Annotated in this window: 11 protein-coding genes; 8 read left to right on the forward strand and 3 right to left on the reverse strand. The window is 55.3% G+C overall.

Annotated features, from left to right (window positions below):
• The first annotated feature begins 29 nt into the window (after nucleotides 1–29).
• The 5 genes from MHI24_RS25850 to MHI24_RS25870 all read left to right on the forward strand — a co-directional run bounded on the left by MHI24_RS25850 (nucleotide 30) and on the right by MHI24_RS25870 (nucleotide 7,432).
• Complete coding sequence (locus tag MHI24_RS25850) at nucleotides 30–1,313, forward strand: citrate transporter (RefSeq protein ID WP_340026792.1); 1,284 nt, start codon at nucleotides 30–32, stop codon at nucleotides 1,311–1,313.
• Between the two features lie 52 nt (nucleotides 1,314–1,365).
• The gene (locus tag MHI24_RS25855; RefSeq protein WP_340022423.1) at nucleotides 1,366–3,510 is read left to right on the forward strand and encodes a hydantoinase/oxoprolinase family protein; all 2,145 of its coding nucleotides are present in this window, start codon (nucleotides 1,366–1,368) and stop codon (nucleotides 3,508–3,510) included.
• Nucleotides 3,511–3,522: 12 nt separating this feature from the next.
• Nucleotides 3,523–4,194 (forward strand): hypothetical protein, encoded by a 672-nt coding sequence (locus tag MHI24_RS25860; RefSeq protein ID WP_340022424.1) that lies wholly within the window; start codon nucleotides 3,523–3,525, stop codon nucleotides 4,192–4,194.
• Nucleotides 4,195–4,313: 119 nt separating this feature from the next.
• Nucleotides 4,314–6,119: a histidine kinase gene (locus tag MHI24_RS25865; protein ID WP_340022425.1), complete on the forward strand. Its 1,806-nt coding sequence runs from the start codon at nucleotides 4,314–4,316 to the stop codon at nucleotides 6,117–6,119.
• Nucleotides 6,116–7,432, forward strand: coding sequence for a sugar ABC transporter substrate-binding protein (locus MHI24_RS25870; RefSeq protein ID WP_340022426.1), 1,317 nt, complete (start codon nucleotides 6,116–6,118; stop codon nucleotides 7,430–7,432). The genes MHI24_RS25865 and MHI24_RS25870 overlap by 4 nt, the downstream gene beginning before the upstream one ends.
• 279 nt (nucleotides 7,433–7,711) lie before the next feature.
• Here the strand turns inward: MHI24_RS25870 and MHI24_RS25875 are convergent, their stop codons facing one another.
• Entirely contained in the window at nucleotides 7,712–8,377 is a 666-nt protein-coding gene (locus tag MHI24_RS25875; protein ID WP_340022427.1) for a hypothetical protein, read from the reverse strand.
• A 223-nt stretch (nucleotides 8,378–8,600) separates the two neighbouring features.
• On the opposite strand from MHI24_RS25875, the gene MHI24_RS25880 reads away from it, so the two are divergent.
• From MHI24_RS25880 to MHI24_RS25890, 3 genes are read left to right on the forward strand one after another with little or no spacing between them, the layout of a single operon-like run.
• Complete coding sequence (locus MHI24_RS25880) at nucleotides 8,601–10,589, forward strand: Na+/H+ antiporter (RefSeq protein WP_340022428.1); 1,989 nt, start codon at nucleotides 8,601–8,603, stop codon at nucleotides 10,587–10,589.
• Nucleotides 10,590–10,614: 25 nt separating this feature from the next.
• The gene (locus MHI24_RS25885; protein WP_340022429.1) at nucleotides 10,615–11,175 is read left to right on the forward strand and encodes a CueP family metal-binding protein; all 561 of its coding nucleotides are present in this window, start codon (nucleotides 10,615–10,617) and stop codon (nucleotides 11,173–11,175) included.
• 15 nt (nucleotides 11,176–11,190) lie between these two features.
• A complete protein-coding gene (locus MHI24_RS25890) occupies nucleotides 11,191–11,616 on the forward strand; it encodes a hypothetical protein (protein WP_340022430.1) in 426 nt (141 codons plus the stop codon).
• Between the two features lie 40 nt (nucleotides 11,617–11,656).
• Here MHI24_RS25890 and MHI24_RS25895 read toward each other — a convergent pair whose 3' ends face one another.
• Nucleotides 11,657–12,274, reverse strand: a complete 618-nt coding sequence (locus MHI24_RS25895; protein WP_340022431.1) for a helix-turn-helix domain-containing protein — start codon at nucleotides 12,272–12,274, stop codon at nucleotides 11,657–11,659.
• Nucleotides 12,271–13,452, reverse strand: a complete 1,182-nt coding sequence (locus MHI24_RS25900; protein WP_340022432.1) for a pectin acetylesterase-family hydrolase — start codon at nucleotides 13,450–13,452, stop codon at nucleotides 12,271–12,273. The genes MHI24_RS25895 and MHI24_RS25900 overlap by 4 nt, the downstream gene beginning before the upstream one ends.
• Nucleotides 13,453–13,457: the final 5 nt, after the last annotated feature.

Genomic DNA, 13,457 nt, shown 5'->3' on the forward strand with positions numbered 1-13,457 from the left:
AAACATTAGGAGGAATTGGTTTGGAAACCGTGCAAATTATCGGGATTTTACTTGTATTCATTGTGTTTGTGGGCCTGATGATGACCCGCAAGCTGACCACGCTGCTCGCGCTGCCGATGATGGCGATTCTGCTGGCAGCGATTGCAGGCATCCCGCTACTGTCTGATAACCCGGACACCTTCACCATCACGAAGGGAGTGCTTGCCGGCGGGGCTATGAAGCTGTCCACCGCAATTGCCGGACTGATCTTCGGCGCCTGGTTCGGCCAGATTCTCAGCAAGGTCGGCATTACGAAGACGATTATCCGCAAGGCCGCTGAGCTGGCGGGTGATAAGCCGCTGGCAATCGCCATTATCTTTTTCCTCGCTGCCTCTGTCATCTTCTCCGCTGCCAACGGTCTGGGCATGGTCATTCTGGTCGGAACGATCGCGATTCCTATTATGCTGACGGCCGGGCTTAAGCCCTTCGTAAGCGGTCTGGTGGTACTGCTGGCCAACGCGGTCGGCGTAGTGTTCAACGTCTCCACCTGGGCGATTTACACGGATGTGCTTAAGGTGCCGACGAACACCATTGCTTCCTATTCCCTCGTCTGTGCTGTTCCGCTGATTGTCATTGCCTTGATTATGATCGTCTACTATACCCGCAAAGACGGCAAGGTCCGCCGTGCCTGGGCGATGCCGATTAAGCCGGAATTCCAGGCTCAGGACAGCAAGAATGTAAGAGCGGTTGCGCTGATCAGCCCGCTTGTTCCGGTGCTGCTGGTGTTTTTCCTGAAGGTGGATATTGTGTCTGCGGTCTTCATGGGGGCGCTGGTTACCCTGCTGCTGGCCACGCCGAAGCGTCCTTTCCATGTGTTGTCGAGTGCGCTCGTTGAAGGGATTCAGGATGTAGCCGGTGCGCTCGGCCTGATGATCGGCATCGGGATGCTGCTCAGTGCCGTTACCGCGCCACAGGTGGCCGCGTTAATCCAGCCGCTGATCGAAGGCATCATTCCAACCAGTCCGCTGATGTATATTCTTGTCTTCACCCTGCTGTCTCCGCTGGCAATCTACCGTGGACCGCTTAATGTATGGGGACTCGGCAGCGGTATCGCGGCGTTGATCGTGGCCGGAGGCATGGCGCCTGTTGCCGCGATGCTGGCCCTGCGTATCGTAAGCAATCTGCAGGCGGTCAGTGATCCGACCAACTCGCACAATGTCTGGATCGCCGATTACACCAAGACGGATATTATTGAAACGCTTCGCAAGACACTGCCATGGATGTTTGTTGCGGTAATGATCTCGATGATTATTGCGGGGATGATCGCTTTTTAGGCAGCGGCAAGCGAGCCTGCAGACATAAGCTTCACGGAGAGGAGAACCTGCTATGAGCAATAAACAAATCAGAATCGGCATCGATGTCGGAGGAACCTTCACGGATGCCGTAGCGATAGATAATGAGACCTTCGAGGTGCTGTCCAAAGTCAAAATGCCCACCACGCACCACGATGAACGCGGAGTAGCCAGCGGGATTGTCCAGATTATCCAGCGGATCATGAGCGAGAACGGTATTCTTCCCGGCGATATCAAGTTCATCGCCCACGGCACGACCCAGGCCACCAATGCCCTGCTCGAAGGGGATGTTGCCCGTGTCGGCATCGTAGGGATGGGGACGGGGATGGATGCCCGCAGTGCCCGCTCGGAGACCAATGTGGCAAATATCGAGCTGGCGGCGGGTAAATACCTGACCACGTATCACAAGTTCATTGACTCCAAGGAGCTTACAGCAGAAGCCATTGACGATGCAATTGACCAGCTGCTGGCCCAGGGGGCGGAGGTCATTGTCGCCTCGGAGGCCTACAGCGTCGATGATCCGGCCAATGAGCTGAGAGTGATGGAAGCAGCGCGCAGCCGGGGGGTGTATGCCACTGGCGGCCACGAGATCTCCCAGCTCTACGGGCTGAAGACCCGGACCCGGACAGCGGTAGTTAATGCAAGTCTGATTCCCAAAATGATGGAGACCGCCAACATGACCGAGCAGGCAGTCAAGGAGGCGGGGATTACCTCTCAGCTGATGATTATGCGCTGCGACGGCGGGGTCATGAGCATCGATGAGGTGCGCAAGCGTCCGATCCTGACTATGCTGTCAGGGCTGGCGGCCGGAGTGGCCGGCGCCCTGATGTATGAGAAGATCTCGGACGGTATTTTCTTCGAGGTCGGAGGCACGAGTGTAGATATTTCCGTGATCAAGAACGGTAAAGTCATGATTGAGAACGCCCAGGTAGGCGGACACAAAACCTATCTGCGCTCGCTGGATGTGCGGACACTGGCGGTTGCCGGGGGCAGCATGATCCAGATCGGCGGGGGCAAGATTACGGATGTCGGCCCGCGCAGCGCACATATTGCCGGTCTGGAATACGAATGCTTCACCGGCAAGGAGAATCTGGAGCAGCCGTCTATCGGCCTTGTCCGTCCGCGTGATGGAGATCCGGATTATGTTACGGTCCGTAGTGCCGGAGGGCATGAATATGCGCTGACCCTGGCGGGAGCGGCGAATCTGCTGAACCATGTGCCGGAGACGGATTATGCCCGCGGGAATATGGAGAGCACGCGGATCGCCTGGCAGGCGCTGGGTGCCCATCTCGGGATGTCTGCGGAGGAGGCGGCCCGGGCCGCCATGGATATTGCCATCCGCAAGGTGATGGCCGTGGTGAACCAGATGATCGGCGACTATGAGCTGGACACGAGCTTCATTACACTGGTGGGCGGCGGCGGCAGCGGTGCGGTTCTGGTTCCCGCCATGGCGGCGAAGGAGGGCTTCAAGCACCAGATTGCGAACAATGCGCCGTATATCTCTACGATTGGTGTCGGGATGGCGATGGTCCGCGAGCAGATCGAGAAGACGGTAGTGGGGGCCACAGAGCATGACATCAAGCTGATCCGGGCGGAGATTGTGGAGAAAATTGTCCAGTACGGTGCGAACGAATCCACCGTCGATGTCACGATCGAGATCGACTCCCAGCGGAATATTCTGCGCGCGATTGCCACCGGCTCCACCGAGCTGCGCTTCAAGGATCTGGCCAGCCGCGAGGTGCCGGTGAATGAGCTGAAGCTGACAGCAGCGGATGCGCTTGGGCAGCCGGCGGACACGACGGAGCTGAAGGCAGCCTCCGGCAGATGGTATCTGTTCGAGTCCAGCGAGATCAAGAAGTCGCTATTCGGGCTGGTGAAGAAGAAGCTGAGCCATGTCAGCGTGCTGGACCGCGAGGGGGTGGTGCGCTTCAAGAAGACGAATGCGTACCATCTGGCTTTTCAGAAGAAGAATATGACGGACCGGTTCGTCTCGTTCCTGGAGGAGAATACGATCTATTCGGACGCCAATGCGACGATCCCGAAGACGTTTGTCTTCTACAAGGAAAAAATGCTGGATCTGACCGGGATGCAGACCAAGGAGCAGCTGTTCTCCATTCTTGAGGTGGAGACCCAGTTGCTCGAGGACAACAGCGAGCTGCTCGCTGTCGTCTACCAGTAGGAGGTGCTCAGGATGATGAAGACAGCTGAATGTACGCTGCCGGGCGAGGATATACTGGCGTATGCCGAATTGAAGAACGATCTGCTGTTTCACCGGATACCGCACAGCAAACGGCGTTATTATGTGGAGCGCCCGCTTGCAATCGGCAGGGAGCAGGCACTGGCGTTCAAGGCCCGGTATGGCACCGATGTCGGGGCCATCTGCCGGGACCGCGGCATCCGTGTCCAGCTCAATGAGCGGAAGGGCAGCATCGGGCAGATCCGCTTCCGCGCCCAGATTGAGCTGTCGGCCAAGGAGCGCATCATTACGCTGTATCAGTCATCCATGGAGGAGCTGCGGCAATGTGCCGGCGTATTGCTTCCGGGCCGTTCCTTCAGCCTGAAGGAGGTCACAGACATTCATCTGGCTCACGAGCTGTTCCACGATCTGGAGTTCACGGAGCTGGGGTATACCAACAAGCGGCTGGATGATATCAGCAGCCTCTCCCTCGGTCCGTTGCGCATCCGGGCCAGTGTGACCCGAACCTCGGAGATTGCCGCACATGCGTTCAGCCGCTATCTGCTGGATCTGCCCTGCCTGCCGAATCTGCTGGATTATGCTTATATGATTCACAGCGGTACGCTGAGCGCTGCTGATTTCTGGAGACAGACGGAGATATGGGCGGAAGAGCTGGAGCGTAGCTGAACCGCAGGCGCTGAGCGGCTGCCCTTCCGCTGGTGAATACTCATGCGAAGCGGCTCTGACTTCATCCGCAAATTATGCTATGTTGGTGTAGGGAACCAGAGTCAGGGAGGCTGTTTCGCATGCTGTTCAGAAAAGGGTCGAATCCAAAATCATTCTATGTGCCGCTGCGCACGAAGTTTATTGTTTTATTTTTTCTGCTGATCACGATTCCGTTTCTAATTATCGGTACGATCAGCTACCGCAAATATACCGCCGGCGTCGAACGCAGTACGGTGGAGCTGTCCAATCAGGTCGTGAACCAGATTAATGTTAATCTGGAGCGCTATATTAAGGAGCTGGACCGCCTTACCCTTACGCCGCTGTACGATGAGGATATGATGCAGATTCTCCGCAAGCACAGGGGCGCAGACCCGGGCAGCACCTATCTGAGCACGGATGAGACGCTGAAGATGAACCTGTTCATCTCTTCGCTGGCTTTTGACCGGGGGGAGATTGAGAGCATTCTGGTGTTCACGAATGACGGCGGAATCTTCAGCAATCTGGACCAGAGTGTACGGAAACGGTGGGACGGCAGCATGGCGGACTGGATGGAGCCTGTAGAACGGGAGGACGGAGGCCTGACCATCCTTCCGCCGCATACCGCCGCTTATTATACTGAGGGGAAGCAGGGAATGATCTCCGCAGCCAGGGTAATCCGTGAGCCGTATACCAATGCTAAGCTGGGGATCGTAAAAGTGGATCTGACGCCGCGCGGCTTCGGTTCGATTGTGTCCACACTGCGTTCCGGCGGAAGCGGCCTGCTGCAGATTACGGACAAGGATCAGGCGGTCCTGTACTCTGAAGCAGACAAGCTTCCCGATTCGCAGGAATCCTATATTACAGCTTCGGCGGAATCTTCGTATACGGGGCTGAAGGTGACCTCACTGATTCCGCGCACGCAGCTCCGCGAGGACGCCCGTGAGTTAACCAACTCTACGCTGATGGTCTCGATTGTGGCCCTGGCGGCGGCGTATGCGGCGGCGATCCTGCTGTCGAACCGGCTGATTAAGCCCATTGCCCATCTTCAGTCGAAGATGAGGCAGGTGAAGCGGGGGCTGTTCCTCGAACGGGCGACGGTGACCACCAGCGATGAGATCGGGCAGCTGACCGAAGGGTTCAATACGATGATCGGCGAGATCGACCGGCTGGTCAAAGAGGTGTATGAGACCCGGCTGAAGGAGCGGGAGGCTGAGCTGCTGGCGCTGCAGAGCCAGATTCATCCGCATTTTCTGTACAATACACTGGAAATGGTGAACATGCTGGCCCTTCAGGGCAATACCCGGGAGCTCTCCGGTGTGGTGACCAGTCTCGGCAAGCTGCTGCGTTATACGGTAGGCCACCGGGAGCAGATGGTGCATGTGCTGGATGAGGTGAAATTTGTGGAGGCTTACCTGCGTATTCAGGGCGTGCGCCTGGGCGACAAGCTGCAGGCCATGATTCATATCGATTCTTCCTTCGATTACTGTGTGGTTCCGAAGCTAATTCTGCAGCCGCTGATTGAGAATGTGATTGAGCATGCTATGGGACAGGAGACGCTGCACCTTGTCCTGACCGCTTCTGTGGACGAGGAGGATCTGATCCTGGCGGTCAAGGATGATGGTCTTGGCATCAGCAGCGCACGGCTGCTGGAGCTTGAGCAGCAGCTATATGTCAGTGCTCCCCGGCCCGCTGCGGATGCTGATCAGGGAGGCTTTGGCCGGATTCAGAAGGGGCTGGCGCTACGTAACGTCCATCAGCGGCTCCGGCTGCTCTATGGGGAGCCTTACGGCCTGACATTGGATAATACGGCAGAGCGCGGGCTAACGGTCTCGCTGCGGCTGCCGATGAACTGGGAAGCGATGAACGATGCCGGCCCCGCCGGGGTGCGGCAGGAGGAGGAAGAATGATACGGACAAGGCTGTTAGGCCTTATGGCAGCGCTGTTATTGATCTCAGGCTGCACGTCTGGTGCAGGAAGCGGAGCGGCTGACGGGACAGACGGCCAAGGAAGTGCAGGCCATGAGGCGGGTGCTGTACAGGAGCGCGTGAAGCTGAAGTTCAGCCTCTGGGGCAATGATGCGCAGAAGGCGATGGTTGAGGGGCTGGTGGATGAATTCGAGCAGCTTCACCCCGGAATCGAGGTGGAGATTATGACGATTCCTTTCGCCGATTACCAGCAGAAGCTGTCGATTATGCTCGCCTCCCGTACCGCGCCGGATGCCGGCTGGCTGGCGGAACGGATGATTCCTCAGCTGCTGGAATCGGGACAGCTGGTGGATATTGCCGCTGAGGTGAAGGAGGACCCCGAATACCATTACGAGGATATCTATCCTTCCACGCTCGATATCTTCAAGCGGGAGGACCGGCTGTACGGCATCCCGTTCTCCACGCCTCCGGTGCTGATCTATTACAATAAGGACCTGTTCCTGGAGAAAGGCCTGAAGACACCAACGGAGCTATATAAGGAAGGAAAATGGAACTACGATGAATTTCTCAAGGCTGCGCGGAGTCTCACCGACCGGCAGCGCGGGATCTACGGTGTGAAGCTGGTCCGCGACTGGAACAACTGGTCGGACGCTCTGCTGCCGCTGTTCTGGTCGCACGGCGCCGAGCTGTTCGACAGCAGCGGCGCGTCATTTGCGCTGAATTCGCCCGAAGGGAAGGAGGCGCTCCAGCTCTACAGTGATATGATGTTCAAGGACAAGGTGCACCCGCTTCCCGGGGATGAGCTGACCTTCGACAGCGGGCGGATCGGCATGTATACAGACCGCTACAGTTATACCTCGAAGGCACGGGCGGTCACTGATTTCGCCTGGGATATCGCCCCGATGCCGGCAGGCATTAAGGGGACAGGAACCTCGCTCGGCTATGCGGGAGTGTCCGTATTCGAGACCAGGCATCCGGCCGAAGCCGCCGAGCTGCTGAAGTTCATTACCAGTGCGGAGGCTATGCGTGTTACCGCGCAATATTTTGTCCCGTCGCGCAAGTCGGTCCTGGAATCGGATGTCTTCCTGCGGGCGGCTTCCGAGCCTTCACCCGAGAGCATCCAGCTGGCCGTGCTCGACCAGATCGGGAGCGCCCGGATTGCACCGGGGCATAAGAACTGGCAGCAGATTGATACGAAGATCCAGATGCTGCTGGACGGGCTATACACGCAAAGCGCCACGGTGGACGGGGTGCTGGGACAAATGGAGCTGGAGGTTAACCCGCTTATGAAATAAGCGGGTTGTTGGTGTGCCTATCTGATGGATCTTGCACAGTAGCATGGAAATCCTGCACATAATGCAACATTCACCCCGCTATATGGGGCTGTAACCTGGAAATGTTGCACAAAAGGCAGGATTCTTTCCACTTTAACCGTCTGTGTGAGATGATTGTTGCAATTTATGCAGGAATTTCCCTCAACGCCAAATTTCCAACAGCCTGAGTTGCAAAAATTGCAACATTGCGGGCTTGCCTGATTACAGATTGCCGGGCCTGGAAGGGCTCCAGCAACTTGGCTACAGTAACAAATCCGGTAACCCCTGCACAGGCTCATAGTAACAAACATACGCATTATTCACTACCGGGCGCAGCAGCCCTTTACGGACCAGCGCCTGCAGCTGTTTGCGGGCCGTCCGGAAGCTAACGTTGTACTGAAGCATCAGATCTTTGGGACGCAGCCCCTTCTTTTGGGCCAAGGCGAGTCTAACCATCTCTCTCTCCAGCGGTGAAAGCGAGGGCCCGGACGGACTCCGCAGCATTGCCGGGGCAATGACCATCTGCAGCAGCATACGGCAAATGTCAGGACGATGCTTCACATCATCGAAGGAGAAATGAATAATCCTCCAGCCGAGCCCGCTCAGGTAAGTATCCCTGTTCAGCGAATAGCTGAACCGCTCCCGGTCCATATCCTTCACATGGCTCTGATAGCCATCGCATTCCAGGCCGAACTTCCCGTATGGCGGGAGAAAAGCAAAATCAAGAAATTGGGATTTACGGTTCCAATCGTAGACCTCATATTCCGGGTGCAGGTCATCCAAGTTGCCGAATAACGGCCACCAGACATTTTGCAGCAGCAGCTTCTCAGCATACTGATGCCCCCTGGACAATCGTCCTCTGCGCTCCCCTGTCCGGGCCGTTAAGTGCCGCTCCAACAGCAGCTGATGCTCTTTTTCAAAATCCATATCCTATTTCCTCCTTCTTAATAGAAGCAAAAAAAGAACGTCCCTCTGCCGGCAATGGCGTGGGACGTTCTTCGTCTGAGTTAATTATACGCCGGTGCGCTGAGGATCGGCAATACGATCATGCAAGGAGATATTTGAGTTCATTTCGTTTATACTGAGTTTACATACATACTGTAATTTAATTGCAGCACCTTGGTGAGTGCAGAGATGGAGGTTGTAACATTTGGAGATATTTGAGTATATTTTGCTGATGCTGGCGGCGGTCTCGTTGTCGAATCTGGTGAACCGGTTCATTCCGTCGCTCTCCGTACCGATTATTCAGATTGTGCTGGGGATGGCTTTGACCTTACTGCCGTTGCACTTTGAACTGGAGTTGAACCCGGAGCTGTTCCTGCTGTTATTCATCGCCCCGCTGTTGTTCAATGACGGCAGACATGCTGATAAAGTGGCCCTATGGAAGCTGAAAAAGCCGATCCTGCTGCTGGCCCTGGGACTGGTCTTTCTAACCGTCGGTGTGCTCGGATACTTCCTGCATTGGCTGCTGCCCGTGCTGCCCCTGGCGGCTGCGTTTGCACTGGCGGCTGCACTGGCGCCAACCGATGCGATTGCGGTCGGCGCACTGGAGCAAAAGGTCAAAATCCCGCATCAGACGATGCAGATTCTCGAAGGGGAATCGCTGATCAACGATGCTTCCGGACTGGTATCCTTTCAATTTGCAGTGGCTGCGATGGTCACTGGGGCATTTTCTTTTCGGACAGCCAGTCTGAGCTTTGTTGTTATATCCCTTGGCGGCGTGCTGCTGGGCCTGGTGCTTACCTTCTTGAAATATGGGCTTGTGCGCTGGCTGCGCAAACTGGGGATGGAGAACGTTACTCTACATATGCTGATTGAGATTCTGACCCCGTTTGCTATTTTCATGGCGGCTGAGGAGCTTGGTGTCAACGGCATTCTGGCGGTAGTCAGTGCCGGGCTTGCCCATTCCTTCGGTTATAAGCAGATGAATCCCGAAGTGGCCAAGCTGAATGTCGTGTCCAAAAGCACCTGGTCTGTTATCATCTTCGTCCTGAACGGTCTGGTCTTCCTGCTGCTGGGTACGCAATTGCCGGAGATTATTCAGACCGTCTGGAACAACCCGGATATCGGGAATGTGCAGGTCATTCTCTATACCCTGCTGTTAACCATTGCGGTCCTCACCCTGCGGCTGATCTGGTCGCTGATTATGGATATACCCGACGGGGAGAAGCCGCGGGGACCGTGGAAGCTGGAGTTCAGGAAGGCGCTGGTACTTACGCTGTCCGGGGTCCGGGGAACGATCACGCTGGCGAGTACGATGTCGCTGCCGTTCGTTCTGGATGACGGTTCGCTGTTTCCGGCGCGGGACCTGATTATTTTTCTGGCGGCGGGAGTGATTCTGTGGACCTTGCTTGCTTCCAACTTCCTGCTGCCGCTGCTGCTCGGGACTGAGAATGAAGCTGAACAGCAGGCGGAAGAGGTGGAGGCCAAGATAGAAATTCTGCGCAAGGTGGTTGCGGGACTGAATGAGCAGGCTACAGATCAATCCCGGATGGCCCTCAGCCATCTGACCGGCACCTATAATGCAAGAATCCGCTTGCTCAAAAAGAATGAGGAGGCCGAAGAACTGGAACGGCTGCTCGGGGTGACTGCGCTGAAATGGCAGCGGGAATACACACTGCTTGCGCTGAAGCAGCGCGAGGTGAACCCGTATACCGCTTACCGCTATCTGAACCGGCTGAACCGGCAGCTCTTCATCTACACCCGTGATAGGCAGTACAAGAACGACCTGATTCCATTTAAAAGCTGGGAAGAGATCACCGGTGCCTTCCAGCAGGTGCGCTTAAGCGCGCAGGAGCGGCGGGAGGAATGGAATAAGCTGCAATCCGGCAATTTCGCTTACGTGCTGGATCAGCTTAGGGAGCTCCAGCACAGCGGCGAGATGGACCCTGAAGTGGTCAGTTCCCTGATCCTGCGCTATGAGCGGGGGAGATTGCGGTTAACCCGTCCGGAGTCGATCTCCACCGCGAAGCGTGAGTTTGAGGAGGCGCTGCAGGAGCTGTCGCGGGCAGGGATTCAGCTGGAGCGCGACTATATTCAACTAATGTTTGAGAATGGGCGGCTCTCCAGGGCTAGTATGAAGGAAATGAAACGTGATATCCTATTTATGGAACATGAGTTGCGTGAAGAAATGGGCTAAGCCGTGAAGGAGAGGACAGATGTCAATGAATAACAAAATTGTGGCCGGTACCTGTGCGGTGATTGCCGCAGTGGGAATCTATATGTATGCGGGCAGCAGGGAAAAGGAACCGGCAGAGGTTGCCGGAACACCAGCCAGCAGCCAGATGGCCAGCCAGGATCTGAAGCAGATGGTAGCGGATTACAGCGCGCGTACCTTAACCTCAGAGTCGGCCTCCATTACCTGGGCGCAGCTCATCGTGGACAGCGGCAGTCCAAGCGAGGTAACCTACGATCTGCCGGAGGATGAATTTTTCCTGTCGGTGGCCCCGTATGTGGACAAGACGCATCCGTGCGCCATTCACAGTCTGACCGGCTGTCAGGGCGAGATGGCGGACCAGACCTTCGAAGTAAAGGTCGAAGCTGCAGACGGCAAGGAGATTATGAACCAGACCGTGAAGTCCCAGCCTAACGGCTTCATCGACCTGTGGCTCCCGCGCGACCAGAACTACCGGATGACGATCACGCACGAGGGCAAGGAAGCCCAGGCCGACATCTCTACTTTTAAGAATGATGATACTTGTCTTACGACGATGCAGTTGAGCTAACAAGGATTTCCTAAATTGAATAAGCAGACAGACTATAGAATAAAAGGAATAGCGCAGGTTGCACTCGTCATTATTATTCATCTGGGATTTATTGTTTTTTTGAAAATCAAAACGGTGGAGTGGCAGGAAGTAAAGAGAGCAGAAGTGATATTGACATATTGCGCTCCGATTTTTCTGTTGTATGCAACCTGTATCCGGTCACTGAAAACGAAGAAGCTCAGGTATAATCTGATTTGGCTATTGATCAGTTTGCTTCCCAGTATTGCCATTCTCTTTAAAATAAAAGAAATTGCCAGTGCAGAGCCTGCCGAACCCGTGTTTATTGAATTTCATTTTGAGCAGGGGTATTTAGAATTGATGCTGTTCTTTCCTGTTATCTACTCAGTTATTCAGTTAATATTGTGGGCTGCAATGTGGTTTATGATTTTATCTAAGGAATGAAGGGAAGACGGAGCGGCTGGAAAAGGGATAATGATGGACATCAGGTTGCCCGCACCCCAGCCAGAATGAACTCCTTGAACTGCCGGTCCGCAGCCCGGTCCTCCTCTGTAACTACACCGCCCCGCTGGCGCGTGAGGATCACGGCTTTTTGCAGATACATGAAATAGAGGTGGGTGGATTTGTGCAGGGTGTCCAGCCACTTTTTTTGGTCGTCCAGGGGTACAGATAGCATCTCAAGACTTAGGAACCGGGAGTACCAGACCTCCATGGCTTGCTTGAAATCAGGCAGCTCCGCAGGATTCTTCGCTAGTGTACTGTAGTAGACTCCAAAAATAGCATCATAATAGATCAAAGCCTCCTCCTGCTCCCGAAGCGCCAGATATTGCTCCAGAATCCTCTCCAGGGACTGTACAGGCTGACTGAAGTCGAAATCAAACAGCAGCTGTCCGAACATCCGCTCCAGGTTCTCGACATAGAGGCGGGCGGCTAATTCTTCCTTGTCATTATAATGAAGGTACAATGTGCGGCGGGAGACCCCTGCCTTCTCTGCAATCTGCGCCATCTCCGTACGCTCAATCCCCTGGCTGCAAAATAACTCCAGCGCCGCCTCCCGGATAATCTGCCCCGTCATTTGCTTCTGCTTCTCACGCAGATTCAAGGCTGTTCCCCCCTTAGGAAGCTGCTGCCTACAGAATACGGCTTGTGCTGATTAACCGCATCCCCCAGCCACTTGATAAGCTTCACGCCGTCCTGCTCTGCCTGGTAGAAGGTTCCCCGGGTGGCGAAGGTGTGGCCGGTGGTTCCTTTTGCAGCATCCAGCCCGTAATCCGTCAGATAATAGTAGTAGTTAGGTACAGTGTCTGCCAGCGAAGCGACCGATTGCCGCATTTCCTCTGACCATGTATGGATGACCTTCTGATCCCGCGGCCCGGTGTAATCATTGATATTGTTCTGAAAATGAATCAGAATCTCGTCATCTACCGAGTAGGATTGCAGCAGCACCGTTCCCGCAGGCATCAGGCGTTCATTCTCCCGGAAGGCGGAGCCGATCAGATCTGCTTCGGGAGCGTAACCGAAATTTTTTGCAAAATCTGCATGCCATTCCTGCTCCACCACCTCCGGCCATTTGTCCGATCTCAGATAAGAGCTGTCCGAATATTGGTAGATCTCGGAATCCTTATAATGTGCAGCAATCACAGGAGCCCAGAAGGCGGAACCGAACCCGCCGGCGCTCTCGCCTGCAATCAGCAGCTTCCCCGGCTTCTCCACATTGGCGTAAATCCAATCGAGGCTGCTCTGCACATTATTCCGTCCGTTATACCGCATCGTGAACCTGCTGCCGTCCTCCCGCGCATACTCCACCGTACGGTTGCCGATATGAAAGTCGCCGGTCGAATAGGGGAGATAGACCACATTCCATCCATGAAAAGGATTGTCCGGGTTCCCCGTATCTGTTATCCCACCCAGCAGCGTGAGCATATAGAATGGAATGTCGGGAAAATAGTTGCCCGTGTCCGTACCCTTCAGCAGGTTCATGAGCTTAATGGGGTGTGCGGCGCTCTTGGCATCCCAGCTAACCCCGCCCCCGGAGAAAAAGATGATCCAGTTGTTGCTCTCACCGTTTTTGGTCCAGATGAAATACTCCGACCCGTCACTGGACAGGGTGTTCCCGCCAAGCTTGACCTTGTTCCACTGGTATGGCTTCACTTCTGCGATGACGGACGTAGCGGTTGCCGGTCTCTGGATTACGAAGGCATAGACCGCAAGGACGGCAAGCCCAACGAGACTTACGATACCAACGCCTGTGTACAGTAGGATTTTCTGCATTTTACTCATGACAC

Source organism: Paenibacillus sp. FSL K6-1096, assembly GCF_037977055.1.
Classification (GTDB): Bacteria; Bacillota; Bacilli; order Paenibacillales; family Paenibacillaceae; genus Paenibacillus_AQ.

Coding starts and splice junctions, on each gene's coding strand:
- MHI24_RS25900 (WP_340022432.1), bottom strand. CDS start 13,452: ATGAGTAAAATGCAGAAAATCCTACTGTACACAGGCGTTGGTATCGTA.
- MHI24_RS25885 (WP_340022429.1), top strand. CDS start 10,615: ATGAATAACAAAATTGTGGCCGGTACCTGTGCGGTGATTGCCGCAGTG.
- MHI24_RS25855 (WP_340022423.1), top strand. CDS start 1,366: ATGAGCAATAAACAAATCAGAATCGGCATCGATGTCGGAGGAACCTTC.
- MHI24_RS25870 (WP_340022426.1), top strand. CDS start 6,116: ATGATACGGACAAGGCTGTTAGGCCTTATGGCAGCGCTGTTATTGATC.
- MHI24_RS25875 (WP_340022427.1), bottom strand. CDS start 8,377: ATGGATTTTGAAAAAGAGCATCAGCTGCTGTTGGAGCGGCACTTAACG.
- MHI24_RS25865 (WP_340022425.1), top strand. CDS start 4,314: ATGCTGTTCAGAAAAGGGTCGAATCCAAAATCATTCTATGTGCCGCTG.
- MHI24_RS25860 (WP_340022424.1), top strand. CDS start 3,523: ATGATGAAGACAGCTGAATGTACGCTGCCGGGCGAGGATATACTGGCG.